Raw genomic sequence first — 20,028 nt, 5'->3', positions numbered from 1 at the left:
GTGAAGGCATGAACTTTTATATCAATCAAACAATACAAATCAATTATTTAAGAGTTGAAGGAATCAGCAACTCTTCCGTATTGCAGATTGGAAGCGCCGGTTCAATCAAAACACTTGCCAACCTGTACAATACCGGAAGCTACACAGAACCCGCACCTCCGGTAACCGGCGAAGTCTTTGACGACGCTTTTGGAGATGGGACTCAACCGACTCTCGTTCCTCTTCACGCTCCTTCTGTTACAGTACCATAGATATACGGGGGTGTAATCTCATGAAACAAAGCAATCCACAGAACTGGTATGTGTATTTGCAGCAGCAGGCTGCGCAAATCCAGAGGCTCGAAAGTCAGATTGCCGTATTGCATTCGGAGTTGAACCAGCTGAAAGAAAATCCCGGCACCCGGATCGACCGGATCGAATACAAATTTGATCAACTAAAAATTGAACGCTTGGACGGAACGCTAAATATCGGACTCAATCCTGCGGACCCGGATAATGTCGAAAACTTTGAAATCAGCCAACAGCCGCCGGGTATCGGAATGCTTCAGCAGGAGCTTGACAGCCAGCTGATGCAGCAAACGAGACAGCTTGTCGATGCCTATTTAAACGAAGAGACCCCTCGTTTGCTGGAACAGCTGGAAGACCGGTATGACAGTAAACTGGACGATACAAACCGCCACCATATCATCGAAGACATCAGAAAGCAAATCGACAGCCGCATCCGCTATTACGTCAAACATGTGCAGCCTGACGAAAACATCCAGTCCCGCGAGCATGCAGAACGGCTGGCCGATTATGTGAAGCGTGATATCGCGCGGGCAATCGAACACTTTCTCAAATCGATTCCTGACGAAATGAAAGGAAATGAAAACGAATGAATTTTACCGTTGTGAACCGCTGTTTCGATGTAGGCAATATTAATATTACCGCAGTTTCAAGCTCATCTGTTTTTTTAATCGGAGATACAGAATGCATTTCCCTGTCATCAATTTTTGATACACCGCCTGAATCTCTCATTGTCGGGCCGTTTGTCCCGCTGGCGCCGGAATCAAGATGATCAGAACGTCAAAAGTAAAGTTTATGAAAGTTCATTCAGTAGGGATCACCAGCACGCTGCAAATCGGGGATGTCGAAGAGATTATTCCTAAAGTGAAAATTCTCGCTGTTCAGCGCTACCTTTCACTTTTTTTCGGAAATGAAGGCTCATTTAATCAGGAAGATTTCCCTCTCTTTCAGCAGCCGATACCACATTTATTACCGGAAACCGGCGTCTCATCAGCTTTTTTCCATGAGGTTCCCGTCATTCGAGTCAGAGCTGTAAAAATTGCCGGGGTATCTTCTTCTTCAGTTTTTCAGGTTGGTTCGACGCGCCGCATGATTTCCGAGGCGAGAGTCAAACATATCAGAAAGCTTCCTCCTGCAAGGAACTCACAATAACCGCCCGGCCGACATATACTGGTTCAGAGACTTCTATAAAGGATGTCGATCAATCATGCCAGCCATTGTCGGACCCATTAAAATCAATGAAATCTCAGGAGGAGTAGTGAATTTCGGCGATTCTTTTTATCTATCTCCAAAAAGCTCTTCAAAGTCTGCACTCGGTTCTGGTGCTGGTAATACTGGAGATTTCCTTATCGTCAACAATGGTATAAACGCGACAAATTATATAGACCCGGATGTAAGCGACCAGAATGTTGTCGGAAATGCATAAAGCAGCCTCTTCCACTAGAAGAAGGCTGCTTTTTGGTTACCAGGTTAAATCATTTCAAGCGATACAGCTGTGCCTTTGCCGCTCGGTTCAGCCGGATGGACAATCAGCTTCTTCGGCAGCCTGGCCCGAAGTTCCTGAACGTGGCTGATCACACCGACCGACAGATTGTCAGACTGAAGCTTCTCCAATGCGGTCACGACCGTATCCAGCAAATCCTGATCAAGCGTGCCAAACCCTTCGTCCAAAAAGAAGAATTGGAGCGGATACTCTCCGCGAAGCTGGATCTGTGCCGAAAGTGCAAGCGCAAGCGCCAGTGAAGTCAGAAACGTCTCCCCACCTGACAGACTCGTAACAGGGCGCTTGACTCCGCCGTTGGCATCGTCCCTCATCACAAAACCGCCTTCTGAGTCGACTTCAATCGCATACCTCTGTCTTGTCAGTTCGCCGAGTCTTGCAGATGCGTCTCTTGTGACGCTTTCAAGCTGCTCTTCTGCCAAGTATTCAACAAAGCTGTTTCCTTTAAAGACGGCTTGGAGTTTATCAAGACGGTCGATGTATGTCTGCCATTCAGCCAATGATGCTTCAAGTTCCTTAAACCTTTTATGGTTCTCGCGGATGACGGCGAGAGCTTTGCCGGCCGCGCCCCTTTCTTCCAAGGCTTTGCTGAATGCCTCCTCAGCTTTGTCCTTCGTGACGGCGGCTTTTTCCCAACTCTCCTCAGAAACCGATCTCCCATCAAGCTTTTCCGTAATCCGCTTGATATTGGACTCGCACTGTTTTGTCTGATCCCAATGCATTTGAATGTCTTCTTTCAGCCGGGCAAGATCATCGCGGTCTAAAATGCTCGCTTTCACTTCAGAGGCCTTTTCAAACGGTGTACCTCCGGATTTTTCCTGCCAGATGTCCGCCGCTTTCGCAAGCCTTGCTTCCGCTTCACGCAAAGCGAGCTCACACCCTTTTGTCTGTCCTCTTAAACGGCTGACTTCGGATTCGGTCTCTTTGAGCCGTCCGTAAAGCGTCTGTTCCTGCTCATGCAGCTTGGCCAATTGCGTTTTCACGTCTTGAAGCTTTTTGTCGATTGCAGCTGTATCGGGATAGCCCATCAGCTCTTTTTGATAATCGTTTATTTCTTTATTAAGGCTTTCGACAGCATAGCGGAGGTCGAGCTTTTCTTTATCAAGCGCAAACAAGCGCTCGGTGAGCTTCTCTTTTTGCTGTTCATGTTTTGTGAGAAAGCCGACGCTCGTTTCGATACGCTTTTCGAATTCCTCTGCGGCCAGATCTTTTTCTTCAATCGTTTTTTGCCATTTTTCAGCCTGTTCATAAGAGAGGCCGTCGAATTGTTCGCCGAAGCTTTTTCGGCGTTCATTTAACTGGTCATTTAATTCGCCGACGCGGTTTTGAAGCCTGTTACGCTCCTTTTCTTCATGGCTGAGTCGCTCGCTGATTTGGTCGCGTTTCTTGCAGAGCTCTTTATATGTGTGAAGGAGCTTGGACATCCTGCTTTTTGTCTCTGCGAGATCCTGTCTGATTCCTTTCCATTCAAAGCTGATGCGGTTGTACCGTTCGGGAATGGTGCCTTCTTCTATCGATGCAGCGGTTTCAGGCAGTTCATGTTTGCTCTTGACTAAAAACGGGCATTCGCTCACCAGGTGGTCGGATTGCTGTTCGAGTGCCACTTTGGCCGAGAGAAACTCCTGAGCCAGCGCACCGGCTTCAGCGATGATGGCTTCCGTTTTCTCCAGTTCGGAATCCGCCTCTTTAAAGGACAGGCTTTCTATGCCGACGCGGGCGGGCATTTCATGATGTACAGATCCGCAGACCGGACAAGGCTCTCCGTCTTTGAGCTGCTTTGCCAGTTCGATTGCCAGCTGATCACGGTTTGCCTGTTCCCGTTTTGCCGCAATCTCTTCTTTTTTTTGAGATGCCACACGGATGGTCTCAGAGAGCGATCTGTCTGTTTCGCAAACGAGCGCGTACGCTCGTTCGACAGCGGCAAACAATGCCTCGATGCGTTCGGTTTCAGCTTTTACCTTTTGATCCACCGCTTGCTGTTCTTGCTGGAGCTCTTTAATCAGCGTCTCCTGCTGACCAAGCCGTTCCTTTTCTAAAGCGGCATCGTTGTTAAGCTGTTGAATGTGAAAAGCAAGCTGATTGGCATTTCGGCAGTTTTTACGCTCTTCGCTAGATACCTGGACAGATTTCAGCTCCGCTTTCAGCTGATTCTGCTTGGCTGTCCCGCGTTCAAGCAGACTTTTCACCTTGGCCAGCTCGTCTGCCGCATGCTTGATTTCCTCTTCTTTCAAACGCTGTTCGCGCTGCTTCTTCTCGGCCTCGGCCTGTGCGGCTAGCCGCTTGTTTTCAATTTCCTTCAAAGCGGTGAGCTGTTCTTCTTGCTTGAGAAGCTCCGGTTCCTTTTCATTTTTAAGACGCCTGAAATCCTCGTACTCGCGTTCTGTTTTTTTATGAAGCTCTTCATATTGTTCTAATTGTTCCCGCGCTTGTTTTTCTTCCCGGTGTGCGCGTTCGGCATCTTCCCGCGCTGCCAGCAAGGCGTCTGCATAAGGCTTGAGCGTATTTGCCGTTTCGGCGAGGTGCAGGCGGCTTTCTTTTTCCCGAATCTGTTCCTGTTTCTTTAAAAGCTCCGCCTCTTTTTTCAGATAGCTTTCTTTTTCCTGCTGCAGGTTCCAAATCTCCTGATACTCCGCAAAGCGCTGCGCTTCTGCGTCTCGTTCGCGCTTCTTGCTTTGCAAAAGGCTTTCAGCTTCTTCGAGATGCTGTTCCGCCTGTTTCAGCGCCTCTTCCCCCGCATCGCCCAATCCAGCCTGCTCGGCAAGCATCTCATTTTTTCTGGCCTGCGCTGTTTGCGCCTGTTTCTTCAGTTTTTTGACGAGCCTGTCCCCGTATTGTTCGAGGTTGAACAGGCGCTGAAGCATCTGCCGCCGCTCCGCTCCTTTTAAGGAAAGAAATTCGGCGAATTTACCTTGCGGCAGGACGACTGCCCTTGTAAAATCGTCGATCGTCAAGCCCAGCAGCTCTTCGATTTTCCGGTTTACTTCATTCGCTTTATCGGCCAGAACGATTTGTTCCTCTTTCATTTCAATGAAGCGGCAGATCGATGTTTTGACCTTGACGGCATCTGTCCGCTTAAAGACCCGTTCCACTTTATAAGCCGTCTCATGGCCTGTCTGCAGCTTAAACGTAAACGATACGGCAAGCTCATCTTCGGCATGATTCAAAATACCGTGCGTATTATTGGCGGCCCGCTCCACCTTCCCGTACAAAGCGAGAGTCATCGCGTCAAGAATCGACGACTTGCCGCTTCCGGTCGGCCCGAAGATACCGAATACACCGGCATCGCACAGGCGCTCAAAATCGATCACCTGCTCCTGCCTGAAACTGTGCAGCCCCTTAATAGACAGAGAAATCGGCTTCATGTTTCATCACCCTCTTCCTGTTCCGATCCTGCGGCGAGCTCCAGAAACAGTTTGACGGTTTCCTCATCGGGAACCGCTCCACCGGTTTGTCTTTCATAAAACGCTATAAACCGTTCTTCAATCGGAACGTTTCTGGACCGGATCTTCTCTTCATCCGAGGCGGCTTCCTCAAAAACCGGACGAATATGGATGATGCCTTGATGCGCTTTTCTCAAACGGTGAATTTCTTCAATCGACAGCTGGTCTGTCAGATGGATTTCAAGGTCGATCCACGCGTTTTTGTCCCGCTCTTCCTCCAGCCAGCTGTATACTTGGGACATCCCTTTTTCCGCCTTCCATTTAACGAGCGGTTTTCCACTCGTCAAATGGACCTCTTCCCATGATGCCGTTTGACCGGGTGCGGCTTCGACAATGGAGACCGATTTTGCGTATCCCGCTTCAGAAAAGCTGTAGGCAAGCGGTGAACCTGAATATCTGGCAAGCGTGCGGGCCCGTTTGATCGTCTGCGGGCGATGAAGATGCCCGAGCGCCACATAGGCGGCGTTTTCCGGCAGGCTTTCCGCAGCCACCGTATATGCGCCTCCGACTTCGATCGGCCGCTCAGAATCCGTCTGGCTGCCGCCCGCCACATAAATATGGCTTGCCGCAATCTGCACCGCATCCTTTCTCGCCTTGCCGCACATACGCTGAAAGGTCTGCTTGATTTTCTCATCATACTGGTCGCGCAGCAGTTTTTCGTCAAATGTTTCCGACAGCACTTCATTCAGTCTGGACTCGGAAGGATAGGCGAGCGCTGCGACTGACAGGATCTCCCCACTAGAAGCGACTTCTATTTCAACTGGCTCAGTCTTCGGGTACCCGATCAAGTGGATGCCATGGTCTGTCGTTAACGGAGAGGCCGCGGAAAGGCGGTCCGGATTATCATGGTTGCCGGCAATCACGACGACCGGACGGTTTCCTTTGTCAGACAAGGCGGAGAGGCTTTCATAAAAAAGCTGTTCAGCCAGTGCAGGCGGATTCACTGTGTCAAATGCGTCTCCGGCCATGATAACGGCGTCGATCTTTTCATCTTTTACGATCCTTGTGAGCTCTTCAAGAAAGTCCGCCTGTTCTTTCAGGCGGCTTCTCCCTTCAAGCGTTTTTCCTAAATGCCAGTCCGCTGTATGTAAAATTCGCATGTGTGCCTCACCTCTCTTTTCATTAAAGCTCCCCCCGAAATCGTCAGGGGGACGCCGGTTTCATATTAAAATAAGAGCACATGTCCTCCGTCAAAAAAGTACAGTGCACGCCCTTTGAGCGGCATTTTAATCATCGTTTCAACGGCTCGTGCATAAAGCTGAATTTGTGTTTCGTAACGCTTCCTTAAAATCGGTTCGGCCCCTTCGAATCCGTTTCGGTACTTTCCGTGTATCCGGTCGGTTTTGTAATCAAGAAGGTAAAAACCGTCCTCCGTCTCGAATAAACAATCGATAATTCCCTGTATCAATACAGGTTCGTCGGCTGACTCAAGATCAGGATAAACCTCTTTGGCGGACAGCGTCATGTTAAAGGGAACTTCCCGTTCGACGCGGCGGGCGCCGAGAAGCTTTTGTCCGATTTCCGTATCAAAGAATGCGAGAATATCGTCTTCCTCAATCGCTGCCCGCTGGTCTTCTGTTAATAGCTCTTTCTCAACAAGCCTGTCTAGGAGGCGGCTGAGCTCATTCATTTCAAGCGCACGGGTCAGCGGAATATGCTGCATGACGGTGTGCATCGCCGTTCCCCGTTCGGAAGCGGTCAGGCCTTTAACCATCATAAAGGACGGCCGTTTAAACAGGAGAGCATCCTTGGTTGGGCGAATCAGCGAGCGGTCGCCGTACTCATCCTCATACTCCTTCTGCCTTTTCATTTCTGAGACAGACTGTTTTGTTCGGACTTTGGCGGCGTCTTTGTATGGATATGACCATGTCAGCCTTTCTCTGACTTGTTGCTCATACTCAAACGAACCATCGATCGGAAGCCCCATTTGAATTTGGGAGAGCCGGCCGTGTCTTTCTTCACCGGCCTGATCAATATCTTCTGCTTGAAGATCCGCGGCCGACAGCCAGCTGACCTGAAAGCGCGCCGGATGTTCACGGATCTCATCAATCACCAGCGGCGCGCCGGATTCATCCATATCTCTGTGTCTCATCAAAGCAGGTCCGATGAAATCCAGGTAAGATTTCGCCTGAAACCGTTCATAATCCGGAAGCAGCCACTCAGACCCCGCCGCTTGTGTCCGCCAGTCGGCAAGCAGCTTTTCTTTATCCTTCGCCGTCCCGACCAGGTACAGCTTTTCCTTGGCCCGGGTAAGGGCGACATACAAGACGCGCAGCTCCTCTGATAAAAGCTCGCGGCGGAGTTTTTTCTTCATCGCGATAAGCGGCAGCGTCGGATAGCTGATCCGCCACTTCGGATGGATAAACTTCGTTCCAAAACCGAGCTCTTTATCCAGCAGATAAGATTTGTTCAAGTCCATCATATTAAAATTCCGTCCGAGACCGGCGGTAAATACGACAGGAAATTCAAGCCCTTTGCTTGAGTGGATCGTCATCAGCCGAACAACGTCTTCCTGTTCGCTTAGAGCCCTTGCCGTTCCGAGGTCATCGCCCCGCTCCTGCATCCGCTCAATAAATCTTAAAAAGCGGAACAAGCCGCGGAATGATGTCGCTTCATAGGATCTCGCCCTGTCGTAAAGCGCGCGCAAATTGGCCTGCCGCTGTTTTCCGCCCGGCATTCCGCCGACATAATCCAAATACTTCGTATCCCGGTAGATTTCCCAGATCAGCTCTGCTACAGAGTGGTTTTTCGCATAAGCTCTCCACTTCTTGAGCAGACCGTCAAAGCGGCGAAGCTTTTCGCTGAGCCTCTCATCGCCGTCTGCTGCAGCAAGGTACGCTTTCATGGCTTCGTAAAACGGCGCTTTTTTATCTTTGATTCTGATCAAGGAAAGCTCATTCTCATCAAGACCCACAACAGGCGATCTGAGAACGGACGCAAGCGGGATGTCCTGATAGGCATTATCGATGATTTTTAATAAAGACAGTGTGACCGATACTTCTGTCGCCTCAAAATAACCAGTTGAGAGGTTCGCGTATACGGGTATTCCCTGCTGTTTAAACTCGTCCATAATTTGAGGCGCCCAAGGCATCGACCGCAAAAGCACCACGATATCACGGTACTGGATGTTTCGCGACGCTTTCGCTTTGGCATCATATACTTGAAATTTTTCTGTAATCAGCCTGCGGATTTGCCCGGCCATCGCTCTTGCTTCAAGCTGGACCGCCTCAAGCTCTTCAGCCTCTTCACCCGGCGCGCCGCTCGGGGTTTCGATGAGCAGAAGCTCCGTTTTTGTCGCTTCGTTCGGCGGATAAGAGGCGCCGAGCTTCAATTCGGCTTGTTCGTCATACTCGACTTCCCCGACTTTTTCTCCCATGAGCTGTTTGAATAAAAAGTTCGTGCTGTCCAAAATATCTGAACGGCTTCTGAAGTTTTTATTTAAATCGATTTTCTGGCCGGAACCCGAGCCATCGTCTGTAAAGCGTTTATATTTCGAGAGGAACAAAAGCGGCTCAGCCAGGCGGAACCGGTAAATCGACTGCTTGACATCGCCCACCATAAACAGGTTCCCCTCATGCTCCTCTTTGGCGACGAGCTTTAAAATCGCTTCCTGGACCAGGTTCGTATCCTGGTATTCATCAACAAGCACTTCGTGGAACTGATGGCGGTAAAACTTCGCCGCTTCGCTCGGCACGGCCTCGCCCGCCGGATTTTTCACGGATAAAATCGCAAGGCAGTCGTGTTCAAGGTCTGAAAAATCGACGATCGCCTTTTCCTTTTTCGCTTCCGCAAACCGCCTGCCATACTCCAGCACGAGCTGGACAAGCGTCTGAATGACAGGCTTCATTTCCCTCAGGCTCTCAAGGTGCTGCTCCGGAGTTCGCGAAAAATAATCGCTTTTCAGCTTTTCAAGCTGCTTTTTCGCACTGTTGCGGAGGTCTGCCGCCTCATCAACCAATCTGGGATCGTACTCATCACCTTTGCATGGCTTCAATCGTTGAAACGAAACGGTCGGTACAAGCTCATGCAGGGCCGAAAAATCATCCTGCTGCTGAATCAGCCTGTCGATCTGCGCTAAATCATCGAGAAAATTTTCGGCGCGCGGAGCAGGCCCCCCGGGCTGCTTCGTCAAATCAAGCGCGCGCGTCAGCTTTTGCCGCATACCTTCCAGAACGAGTGCGATGTCTTCTTTAATGTAAGAATAAAACGGCAGAGCCTCAACCTTCGTATCCGAAGCCGCGTCATACAGTTCAGCCAATGAGTGAAGCCAGCCCTCCGGATCGGGATGCGAACGGGAAAATTCGTAGACCCGCTTGACAAGATGCTGCAGGTCGAGGTCATGACGGTCTGTCGTATATCTGTCTACAAGTTCAAAAAAGGCAGGATTGCCTTTTTTGTATTCTTCTTCAAACAGTTCATCCAGCACCTCATCGCCGAGCAGCTCGCCTTCCGTCTGATCGGCGATCCGGAAAGCCGGATCGACATCGATCAAATAGTAATATTTGCGGATGACTTGAAGACAGAATGAATGCAATGTTGATATGCTCGCTTTGTTTAATAAAGCAAGCTGTCGGCGCAAATGAAGCGATCCCGGATTTTCGGCAAGCTCTTTTTCGAGCGCTTCGCCGATCCTGTGCTTCATTTCAGCCGCAGATGCATTTGTAAAGGTGACGACAAGCAGCCTGTCGACATCTACGGGATGTTCCTGATCCGTTATTTTCCGAATGATCCGCTCAACCAGCACGGCCGTTTTTCCGGAGCCGGCCGCTGCCGCAACTAAAATGTCCCGGCCGGATGAGACAATCGCCTTCCATTGGTCATCAGTCCAATTGCTGCCCTTCGGTTTAGAAATCTCCATCTGTCTCATCCTCCTTTTTCAGCCGCTCCAAAATCACGTTGTCTTTTTCGGGTTTTAATATCCGGTATTCGTTTTCCTCAAGCGATTCGTCAAACTGGCAGAATGACCGGTACGAACAATATGTGCACGGTGTCCGGTCTTTTAGCTTGTAAGGCTCGATCGACACTTTACCGTCTGTGATCTCCTCGCCGGCCTTCTGAAATGTCCGGCGGATATGGCGCCTTAATACATGAAAATCCTCTTCTGCAATAACGTCAGAATCCGAACGGAGCGAGCCGTCTTTTTTCAAGCCTGCGCTGATCATGTTCGACCTGCCTTGTTCCAGCGTGGTATCCATCAGCTTGACCGCTTCCTGGTCTCCCAAGAGCAGCCCTTTCATCTTGAACTTTTTGAAAATCTCTTTTTCTATTTCATCAAGGCCGAGCGGCACCGAAGCCTGGATCATCGGATCGTGCACATGAAAATAAAGCACGCCTGCAGGGGATGCCTTCATGCCGAGCCAATCGGTTGAATGTGTGATCGACAAATCGAGATATGTCAGCATTTGCAGGGCGAGGCCGTAATACACCTCGGCCAAATCGAGGCCTTTATCGCTTGATTTATAGTCGACAATCCTAAGCAGCAGCCCTTTTGAGCTCTCCGCTTTATCCACTCTGTCGATCCGGCCGACAAGCTCCATTGTGCAGCCGTTCTTCAAGGTAAAACGCATTGGAGGAAGCGGACCTTTCCCCCCGAATCCGAGCTCGATGCCGACGGGGGCAAACCCGCTTGCTTTTGCATGCTCGCTTAAAATGCCCGATACCCTGGCAATGATTTTTTGCAGCTTCTGCTTCACGTAATGATGACGGTTCGAACTGAGCAAAATCTCTTTTTGCAGCTTTGGCGCGAGCCGTTCAACTGCATCGCTTGACAAAGTCTCGCATTGGGCTTTCGTTAAGTCGCGCCAATCCAGTTTAAGCTCGTGAAGCCGATCTGAAATCAGCTTCAGCGCCGAGTGGAACAGCTGACCGATATCCGGAGCTTCAAGCTTGAAAAATTGACGTTCCTTCAGCTTTAAACCGTGCGAAGCAAAATGGGAAAACGGACAGGCTTTGAACGTCTCCATCCGCGACACGCTTCCCTGAATGTGCTCCCCATATAAATCGCGGCTCACATGCCGGTTCAAGTTTTCGACCTTGTTTCTGAAAAACAGGCTGGACAGGATATTTTGAGAAAAGATGCGGTCAGGCTCATTCATTAAAAAGTTGTATGTACTCCACCATACATCGCTGATCGCATACTGCCTCGTCCAAATGCCGAGCTGCCCTGCCAAATGGCTCAAGGCGGCGCCTTTATTCACGAGAAATTCAAGCTGGGCTTCGTCGTCCAGCTGCTCGGGTTCATGAATCAGCATCTTCTCTTCGCCGTCCGGGAACAGCTCATTCAGCCGTTTCACTACTGTTGAAGGAAGCAGCGTCTTCCCTTCCGAATCTGCGATCGGATAGGAGACATAGAGCTTTTCAGACGGGCTGGAAAGCGTCATGTAGATCAGAAAATTCTCATCCAAGAGCTGCTCTCGACCCGTCGCAGCCAGCTGTGCGCCGTTTCGTTTCAGCCACTCCCGGTCATCGTCTGAAAGCACGCCGTCGTCCGCAGGCCTCGCCGGAAGTATACCGTCGTTTACACCGATGAGAAATGTGCATTTCGTGCCGTACATCCTTGAAAGGTCCATATTGCCGATAAACACTTGATCAAGAGCGGGCGGAATCAGCGCGAATTTCAAAGACTCCAAGCCGGTTTCAATCATTTGCTGAAATAAAGCAAACGATATCCGCTCTGTGCCCATCATTTCAACAAACTCGTCCAACAGTTGAATAACGGCATCCCATACTTGCTCATGCTGGCGCGACTCTGCAATCCTACCGCTTTCTTCGGCCAGCCGCCTTTCCTGTTCAAGCTTCATCGGAACATCGGCTTCTTCAAGATAAAGGTAAACGGCTTCGGCCATTTCCCTGACGGTTTCAGCTTTTTTCAAGCGCTTCTGCAGCCTGTGGATCGGTGGAACGATCCAGCCCTTTAGTTCATTGAGCATATTTTCCGTTTCAATCTCTTTGTCTGTCTTGGCAAAATCCTCATCCAGTGAAGCGTACCTTCTGTAAACAAACGGATCTTTGCTTGTCCATCTGTCTCCTTTAATGCCATACGCAATACAGTAGTTTTCAAGCTGGTCAATCTGTTCGCGCAGCCGTTCCTTCGGCTGTCCTTCCGGGAATAAAAGTTCCGTTTTGACACAGCGGAACACCGCTTCATACCGCCAGTTTCCTTTAATGATATCAAGCGTCGAACGGATCAGCTCAATGAGCGGATGATTTTGCATCGATTCCTTGCCGTCTATGAAAAAAGGAAGTTCGCAGTCTTTAAAAACTTCTTTTATCGTATCTTTATAATCTTCAACATTGCGGGCGATGACAGCAATATCCCTAAGCCGGAACCGGCCCTGGCGGATTAAAGAATGAATCTCGCGCGCAATTCCTTCAATCTCGGTTCTTCTGTTCGACGCCTGCATGATGCGGAGCGATTCCGTCTGTCCGGGATACGGTTTTGCAGGACGTTCATCAAAATAGCGTTCAAGATGCTGAAGCTCCGGATGATGCCGGTGCCGTTTCGTTTCTTCCAGCCGCACTTCAGACGGATCAAGGCCGAGTTCCTTCGCCTTTTGGTAAAGGTCATAGTACGCCTTCCCGGTCATCCTGAACAGATGGAGATCATTCGGGCTGTTTGCCGTAAACGGCTTATCCGCCGTCAGCGAAAACGTGATCTCTTCGGCATGTACCATCAGCTGTTCCAGCACGTTCATCTCCTGTGGCGTAAATTGGTGAAATCCGTCCACGTAAACGGCAGCGTTTCTAATCTCATCCGCATACGGAATCTGCTCGGCCAAAAGCGTCAAATAATCCTCAGATTGAACATATTGATTCTCCAGATTTTCCTCAAGCTTGCTGTATAAAATATATAAGTCGTGCAATTTATCGGAAAGGATCCGTTCATCTTCGTATTCCGATTTGCCCGTCCCCTCTATCATGTCCCGGATGCTTTCAGGCTGCAGACAATGCCGTTTAAATTCGGTCAGCATCCGTTCCACCTGCTCCGTAAATCCGCTTTTATCGCTTGCGTTTTGATAGACTTTAAACTCGCCCTTATGCTCTTCAATCAGTCTCCGCAGCAGCATCTGAATGCCCGTCCCCGTCAAAAACGGCCGATTCATGCCTCCGGTATGCTGGAGCACTCGCCAGGCAAGCCTTGAAAAACTGTACACTTGGGCGCGGATAGTTCCGCCCAAATCGGGTGTTTTGCTAAGCTCGTATTCCATTAAAAACGTCATTTGATCCGGGACTAGAAAAATGATCGGTTTTCCGAGCGGTTCATCGCGAAGTTTTTCTCTGATTTCATTCAGGATAAAGGTCGTTTTCCCACTCCCGGATCTGCCTGATAAAAATACTGCTCCCACTAAGCTCGTCTCCTTTCTGTTTCTTACTCTTTATTCTATCGAAACATCTGCAAAATAACCATTCTCCAAAACTGGGAAAAAACCGTATGAGCACTTGCACCCCATACGGCTATTTTTGCTTGAACTGCACAAAAAACAGCATCAAAAACGAGATGATCGCGATAGAGGCGACCCACATCCATGCCAGCGTCATATTTCCCGAATCGATCGCCAAGTATATCGCCGTAGGCACCGTCTGCGTCACCCCCGGGATGATACCCGCAAACATCAGCGTTGCGCCAAACTCGCCAAGCGCCCTCGCAAAGCTGAGCACAATCCCCGTCATGATTCCATTTGATGCGAGGGGAACGGTGACAAAGAGGAACACCCTCCACTCGCTTGCTCCATCAACCCTCGCGGCATCCTCGATATCGCGGTCGACAGCCGAAAATCCTGATTTTGCTGACTGATACATTAACGGGAACGCGACAACCGCAGCGGCGATCACGGCTGCCCACCAGGTAAAAATAACCGGTGCTTGAAATACGTTTTCTATCAAGCGTCCGATCACGCTCTGCCTTCCGAAGATCACGATTAAAAAGAATCCGACAACGGTCGGCGGCAGAACGAGCGGCAGCATCATTACCGTCTCGATAACAGACTTGCCTTTAAAGTTTCTGTTCGCCAGGAGCCTCGCTGCAGCAGTTCCAAGCAAAACTGCGATGATGCCCGCTGCGACTGATACTTGAATTGAAATTTCAATCGGGGAAAAGAATTCCTCAAGCATAACGGCGGTCAGCCCTTCTTAAATCCGTACTTTTCCATTGCCTTAACGGCTTGGTCGCTTTGCAGGAATTGATAAAATTCCTCAGACTGTTCCCTGTGCTTTGTATTTTTTACAATTCCGAGCGGGTAGACAATCGGTGTATGCAGATCGCTTTTCGCCGTCTCGACAGTCTCGACCTGATCTGATGAAAGGGCGTCCGTCCGGTAAACGATTCCGGCATCCGCGTTGCCTGTTTCGATATAAGAAAGGATCTGCCTTACATCTTTGCAGTAGACGATTTTAGATTGCACTTTAGACCATACGTCAAGGTTCGTCAACGTTTCTTTTGCGTATTTTCCGGCTGGCACTGATTCGGGTTTGCCGACCGCAAGTTTTTCGATTTTGCCCTCCGCCAAATCTTTGAAGCTGTTGACATGCTGATTTTTCCCTTTCGGAACGATCAGCACCAGACTGTTTTCGACCAGCTTGACAGTGTCTTTTTTGTCAATTAACCCCTGATTAACTACTCTATTAAATTTGTCCTCGGCGGCAGAAAAAAACAAGTCGGCCGGAGCGCCCTGTTCGATCTGCTGCTGCAATGCACCCGATGAACCAAAATTAAACTTTATGGAGACATTCGGATGATCTTTCTCATATACGGAGGAAAGTTCCGCTAATACATCTTTGAGACTCGCAGCCGCGGAAACCGTAATTTGAACTTTTTCAGACTTCCCCTTGGCTGATCCCCCTTTTTCCGCCTGGCAGCCGGCGAACAAAACAACCGACACCAATAAAGCCACGGCCGTCAATATTACCTTTTTCAATAGTCTCACTCCATTTTGATATGTATGTCATTAATTCGGCACTAACAACCATTTTACGTCAAACTTCATTTTTTTAAAATAGATTGTGCTCACCGCACATCATTTTGACACATGTTCGAGGCTCAACCTTCCATAGGCACATGCATGCAAGCACATACATATAATGACAGGACGTCAAATATAAAGTGTTGAGGTGAAAAAGATGTGGTATGTTCAGCCGTATCTTCCCGCCTATCCCGCCAGGCAAAACGACAGGCTGATCAAGGATCTTGAAAAAGCGGTAAACGGAGAGCACAGCGCGGTCGTCTGCTATCAAAAAATCGCCCAAAAGGCGCCGGATTCCGAAACAAAAAAGCGGATTTTAGAAATCAGACAAGATGAAATTCGCCACTTTAATGCGTTCCTAACATTTTATACGTCTCTTACCGGCCGAAAGCCTGACATTTCCATAACTGAGCCTTGTCCGGAACAGTATCGAAACGCGCTGGAGTTCGCATTTAAAGACGAACAGGAAACGTTTGATTTTTATTTGGACATCGCAGACTATGTGAAAGACCGGGCGATACGGGAGGCGTTCAAGCGGGCGGCAGCTGACGAACAAAACCATGCAGTCTGGTTTTTATACTTCTTAACAAAGAGATGATCCGCCTTGATCAATATACCCTTATAGGGTATATTTTTAAAATAGCGGACTTTTATTTTGACTAAAGAGGTGCTAAAACATTGAACGTGCTGCTTGTCGATGATGAAATCCGGATGCTCGATCTGCTGGAGCTTTATTTAGAACATTATTCGTGCACAAAAGCCGCCACCGGAAAAGAAGCCCTGGATTTAATAAAAATGAACAATTTTGATCTTGTTATTCTCGATATTATGATGCCTGAGATGGACGGATGGATGGTGTGCCAAGAGATCCGCAGATTGACAAACGTTCCGATTATCATGCTCACCGCCAAAAACGGGCAGGATGACATTGTGCGCGGATTGAATTGCGGAGCAGACGATTATTTAACAAAACCGTTCAGCGAAAAAGTGCTGCTTGCCAAAATAGAAGCCGTCCTGCGCAGAACCCGCCGATTTCATGAAATCAGGTTCCGCGGTTTAATCTGGAATAAACAGCATCATACCCTGCATGTCAATCAACGGGAAATCGGCATTACGCCAAGTGAATTCGATCTGCTCGGGACGCTCTTAAACCACACGGATCAAGCGCTTTCGAGAGACCAATTGATTGAGAACATCTGGGGGTTCAACTCTGATATCGAGCCCCGCACCATCGATTCACACATGAGAAATTTGCGAAACCGATTGAAAAAAGCTGGCTTTCCGGTTGAAGATCATCTCCGGACCGTCTACGGCGTCGGCTACAAATGGACAAGCAAAGGAACCGGAGCATGAAAAAGATTTCATTTAAGCTCGCAGGTTCATTTTTCATTTTAATCCTTTTCATCGAAACCATCCTTTTTGCGGCGCTGTATACAACGATTATCAACACAAGAATAAACGAAGAAATCCGCGCGCTCCAACTAAGGGGCAACAGCCACAGAGACGTCCTCGAAAAACATTTTGACAAAAGGACGATAGACCACGTCACCCTGATGGAAACCGAAGCCCGGACAAACGTAATCATAACGGACCAAAATAGACGCGTATTGGCGCAGTCTGCCCGGGGAGACATGACGGAACACCTTCATTTCGAAGAAAAACACATCCCGAGGAAAGGGACCGCTTTATCGTCCCATTGGAATACATCAAAGTATATTTGTACGATCAGTCCGATCATGAACGGACGGGAAACGGCCGGCTACGTCTTCATGTATTTGGAGACCTCCTCGATAAAAGCCTTGGTGGCAAGCATTACGAAGCGGTTTTTCCTCAGCTTTGGCTTAACCGGCGTCTTAACTGCCGCAGCTATTCTTTGGTTCAGCCGTGTATTAGCGAAGCCGATTATTAAACTGAAGGAAGCAACCGAAAGTATCAAAAACGGTCAAGCTTCGATTCCGCTTGATATCAAACGGAACGATGAACTCGGCGAGCTCGCCGCATCAATCGAAAGCCTTTCTTCAAATCTCAGCAGGCTTCAAAAAGAACGAAACGATTTTCTGTCAAGCGTCGCTCATGAGCTGCGGACTCCGATCACATATATAAAAGGCTACACAGATGTCGCGATGAGAGATAAACTCGATCCACAAGCCAGAAATCAGTACTTGTCGATCATCAAAGAGGAAGCGGACAATTTAAACACCCTTGTTGACGATTTATTTTTGCTGACAAAACTGAAACAGCCCGGATTTCAAATCAGTAAGAAAAAGGTTCACCTGCACACATTCATAAAAAAAGAAGTTCAGAAAGCGGCAGTCGCTTTTTCGGAAAAACGAATCAGCCTTTCGTTCGACATCCCGGCGGATCTTTATGTCTCAGTCGATGAAGTCCGTTTTTCACAAGTGATCTCAAATTTGCTGAACAACGCCCGCCAATACTCCGATCCTGATTCAATAGCATCCGTCACCGCAACAAAAGCAGAGGATCAGGTCAAGATTACGATAGCGGACGAAGGCTGCGGCATTCCGGAAGAAGAACGGGATTATATTTTTGAGCGCTTTTACCGGGTCGATAAGTCGAGATCGAGACAAACCGGCGGTACCGGGCTGGGCCTGGCCATCGCGAAAGAAATCGTCGAGCTTCACGGCGGTCAGATTGCAATAAAAAACAGAACCCCGAAAGGAAGCGAATTTATCATCACGCTGCCTTCTAATATGTAACAAATGTCGAGATGTCTGCACCAGTTTTGCACATTTCCCGGGTATACTACTCAGTAATCTGGACCAAAAAGGAGGAAAACACCATGAAATTGAAATCCGGTTTACTTTTTGTCATGCTTGTTTTCGCGCTTCCGCTCGCAGCATGCCAAAATTCCGGCTCGGGAAAGACGGACGGACATAAGGAGCATCATACAAAGAATCATTCGGAGATGAAAGAAAAAGACGCCGTTTCTCTTCCGAATGATTTCAATAAGCGGGCGGAAGAAGGGCTTCTGGTGAAAAACACAAAGAACACGACAAGACTTGACGCGAATACACCGGAAGAAATGAGCATCAAAACCTCTCAAACGATATGGCCGGCCACTCATAAACAAAACAGGCCGGGCGCAGTGATTTTAGTTTCGGGCGGATCATGGCAGGCAGCTCTTGCATCAGCTGATCTGATCCATCACCCGAATAACGGACCTGTTTTAATCGCGGAAAAAGGGAAAATCTCCGGGCAGATTCAGAATGAAATCAAGCGCTTGAACCCGACGGGCACTTCAGACGGAACGCAAATCATGGCTGTCGGAGAATTTGATTCAAAAGCGCTTCAAGCTTTGAACACTTTTAAAATAAAAGAGCTCAAAGGGAAGAACGCGGCTGATCTGGCAAAAGAGATTGACAAAGAATACGCGGAGGCAGCCGGTGAATATCCGAAAAGCGTCATCATCGGATCATCCGAGGATGATGCAGAACTTTATTCGCTCCCGGCTGTAAACTGGATCGCCCACATGCCTGAGCCGATCCTGTACGTGAACAAAAAAGGCATTCCCGAAGAGACGGCCGCAGCATTAAAGAAAAGGGACGGCAAAGCAAACATCTATATTCTCGGCCCTAAAAAAGCCGTTTCAGAAAAAACGGAGGATGCATTAAAGGAATATGGAACAGTCAAAAGAATTTCCGGAGATACGCCTGTCGCAAATTCGATTGCGTTTGCGAAATTCAGCGATAAAAACACCGGTTTTGGGTGGGGAATCACAGATCCGGGACGCGGACTGTCCTTCGCATCAACGGCCGCGCCCGAGCTGGCGCTTGCCGGAGCGCCATTTTCCCATTTGGGAAAACACGCTCCTCTGCTTTTACTCAAAAATGGACAGGCAGACAGTACGATGTACAGCTATTTATCCGAGATCGAGCCTTCTTTTCGGGACAGACCGCAGGACGGCCCTTATAACCATGCATTCATTCTCGGATCAGAAAATGAGATTTCATTTCGAACGCAAGGCGTTCTTGATGGCATATTGGAAATTAAGTCTGCGGATGGAGGACATTCCGGTCATTAAGAGACACAATGGAGGGGCTCTTAAAGTAGAGCCTCTTTTTTGTACCAGACGCCGTAAAAAGAATCCACCCTTCTTCATTCAGCACAATGCCTTGAATAGCTACCCCCGCTTTGACGCGTATATTGTTTTGATAGAGCGGAACTGGCAGTCAAAAAAGCAATAGGAGCTTTTCGAGAGGGAAAATCTTCTTTCCGCAAAAAAGGTATTACTTCAACACCGTCCTGTTCTGCCCTTGATGTTCTTGTCGGTTCCCGTCAGCCTGTTCTATGCTCAGCTGGAGTCCAACTACCGCCTTTATCTCGAAACTCTTTTTGACGATTTCCTATTCACCTTGACTGTTTATACAGTGTGCCGCGCCCTTCTTAGCATTACGATGCAAATTCCGCTCGTCAAATGGACGGAAGGACTGAACATCAAAACGATCGTTTCCATATCATACGTATGCTACGCTATTGGTTTCGCTTTTTCTTCATCGATCTTTTGGCTGCTCTCGACTGCCGTTTTATTTACGGCGGCAGAAAGCATGCTGCTGAATCACATGCAAACCTTTGTCTCGCGCCTTGCTCCCGATCATATGCGGGGCAGATATTTTGCATTTTTCGGCCTGCATTGGGATATTTCCCGGACAATCGGTCCTTTTTTAGGCGGGATGATGTTCATCAAGTTCGGCGGGGCAGCGCTATTTCTTGCTATTGCAGGAATCGTGGCTGCCGGCGGAATTGCACAATACCGAACAGTATTAACATTATCTTCCCGGCTAAGAAAAAACTAATTCTTTATAGTACCTGGTACTAGAACAAAG

16 protein-coding genes are annotated in these 20,028 nt (G+C 48.7%); 10 read left to right on the top strand and 6 right to left on the bottom strand.

Annotation, left to right across the window (positions count from 1 at the left end):
* Window positions 1-8: 8 nt before the first annotated feature.
* From MKY62_RS05820 to MKY62_RS05800, 5 genes are read left to right on the top strand one after another with little or no spacing between them, the layout of a single operon-like run.
* A complete protein-coding gene (locus tag MKY62_RS05820; RefSeq protein WP_003180443.1) occupies window positions 9-251 on the top strand; it encodes a spore germination protein GerPB in 243 nt (80 codons plus the stop codon).
* Between the two features lie 20 nt (window positions 252-271).
* Window positions 272-877, top strand: coding sequence for a spore germination protein GerPC (locus MKY62_RS05815; RefSeq protein WP_003180441.1), 606 nt, complete (start codon window positions 272-274; stop codon window positions 875-877).
* Window positions 874-1,056: a hypothetical protein gene (locus tag MKY62_RS05810; protein WP_003180439.1), complete on the top strand. Its 183-nt coding sequence runs from the start codon at window positions 874-876 to the stop codon at window positions 1,054-1,056. The genes MKY62_RS05815 and MKY62_RS05810 overlap by 4 nt, the downstream gene beginning before the upstream one ends.
* Window positions 1,053-1,436, top strand: a complete 384-nt coding sequence (locus MKY62_RS05805) for a spore germination protein GerPE (protein WP_003180437.1) — start codon at window positions 1,053-1,055, stop codon at window positions 1,434-1,436. Before MKY62_RS05810 ends, MKY62_RS05805 begins: the two co-directional genes overlap by 4 nt.
* 55 nt (window positions 1,437-1,491) lie before the next feature.
* Complete coding sequence (locus tag MKY62_RS05800; RefSeq protein ID WP_016885923.1) at window positions 1,492-1,710, top strand: spore germination protein; 219 nt, start codon at window positions 1,492-1,494, stop codon at window positions 1,708-1,710.
* Between the two features lie 44 nt (window positions 1,711-1,754).
* On the opposite strand, the gene sbcC is transcribed toward MKY62_RS05800, so the two are convergent.
* The 6 genes from sbcC to modA all read right to left on the bottom strand — a co-directional run bounded on the left by sbcC (window position 1,755) and on the right by modA (window position 15,139).
* Window positions 1,755-5,147 carry an exonuclease subunit SbcC gene (gene sbcC / locus MKY62_RS05795; protein WP_003180433.1) on the bottom strand — a complete coding sequence of 1,131 codons (3,393 nt, stop codon included), beginning with the start codon at window positions 5,145-5,147 and terminating at the stop codon, window positions 1,755-1,757.
* The gene (gene sbcD, locus MKY62_RS05790; RefSeq protein WP_003180431.1) at window positions 5,144-6,325 is read right to left on the bottom strand and encodes an exonuclease subunit SbcD; all 1,182 of its coding nucleotides are present in this window, start codon (window positions 6,323-6,325) and stop codon (window positions 5,144-5,146) included. Before sbcD ends, sbcC begins: the two co-directional genes overlap by 4 nt.
* 65 nt (window positions 6,326-6,390) lie before the next feature.
* Window positions 6,391-10,083 carry a helicase-exonuclease AddAB subunit AddA gene (addA, locus tag MKY62_RS05785; RefSeq protein WP_003180429.1) on the bottom strand — a complete coding sequence of 1,231 codons (3,693 nt, stop codon included), beginning with the start codon at window positions 10,081-10,083 and terminating at the stop codon, window positions 6,391-6,393.
* Window positions 10,070-13,570: a helicase-exonuclease AddAB subunit AddB gene (addB, locus tag MKY62_RS05780; RefSeq protein ID WP_003180427.1), complete on the bottom strand. Its 3,501-nt coding sequence runs from the start codon at window positions 13,568-13,570 to the stop codon at window positions 10,070-10,072. Before addB ends, addA begins: the two co-directional genes overlap by 14 nt.
* Window positions 13,571-13,679: 109 nt before the next feature.
* Window positions 13,680-14,336, bottom strand: coding sequence for a molybdate ABC transporter permease subunit (gene modB / locus MKY62_RS05775; RefSeq protein WP_003180426.1), 657 nt, complete (start codon window positions 14,334-14,336; stop codon window positions 13,680-13,682).
* 8 nt (window positions 14,337-14,344) lie between these two features.
* Window positions 14,345-15,139 carry a molybdate ABC transporter substrate-binding protein gene (gene modA / locus MKY62_RS05770; RefSeq protein ID WP_339613980.1) on the bottom strand — a complete coding sequence of 265 codons (795 nt, stop codon included), beginning with the start codon at window positions 15,137-15,139 and terminating at the stop codon, window positions 14,345-14,347.
* Between the two features lie 202 nt (window positions 15,140-15,341).
* Between modA and MKY62_RS05765 the strand changes: the two genes are divergently transcribed.
* The 5 genes from MKY62_RS05765 to MKY62_RS05745 all read left to right on the top strand — a co-directional run bounded on the left by MKY62_RS05765 (window position 15,342) and on the right by MKY62_RS05745 (window position 19,998).
* The gene (locus tag MKY62_RS05765; RefSeq protein WP_003180422.1) at window positions 15,342-15,782 is read left to right on the top strand and encodes a ferritin-like domain-containing protein; all 441 of its coding nucleotides are present in this window, start codon (window positions 15,342-15,344) and stop codon (window positions 15,780-15,782) included.
* A gap of 80 nt (window positions 15,783-15,862) precedes the next feature.
* Window positions 15,863-16,537, top strand: a complete 675-nt coding sequence (locus MKY62_RS05760; RefSeq protein ID WP_016886420.1) for a response regulator transcription factor — start codon at window positions 15,863-15,865, stop codon at window positions 16,535-16,537.
* Window positions 16,534-17,901 carry a HAMP domain-containing sensor histidine kinase gene (locus MKY62_RS05755; RefSeq protein ID WP_003180417.1) on the top strand — a complete coding sequence of 456 codons (1,368 nt, stop codon included), beginning with the start codon at window positions 16,534-16,536 and terminating at the stop codon, window positions 17,899-17,901. Before MKY62_RS05760 ends, MKY62_RS05755 begins: the two co-directional genes overlap by 4 nt.
* An 83-nt stretch (window positions 17,902-17,984) precedes the next feature.
* Complete coding sequence (locus tag MKY62_RS05750) at window positions 17,985-19,226, top strand: cell wall-binding repeat-containing protein (RefSeq protein ID WP_016886422.1); 1,242 nt, start codon at window positions 17,985-17,987, stop codon at window positions 19,224-19,226.
* Between the two features lie 235 nt (window positions 19,227-19,461).
* Entirely contained in the window at window positions 19,462-19,998 is a 537-nt protein-coding gene (locus MKY62_RS05745; protein ID WP_016886423.1) for an MFS transporter, read from the top strand.
* Window positions 19,999-20,028 lie beyond the last annotated feature (30 nt).

Source organism: Bacillus sp. FSL R7-0646, from assembly GCF_037969865.1.
In the GTDB taxonomy this organism is placed as follows: domain Bacteria; phylum Bacillota; class Bacilli; order Bacillales; family Bacillaceae; genus Bacillus; species Bacillus licheniformis.
This window is presented reverse-complemented; position numbering and strand designations above follow the sequence as displayed.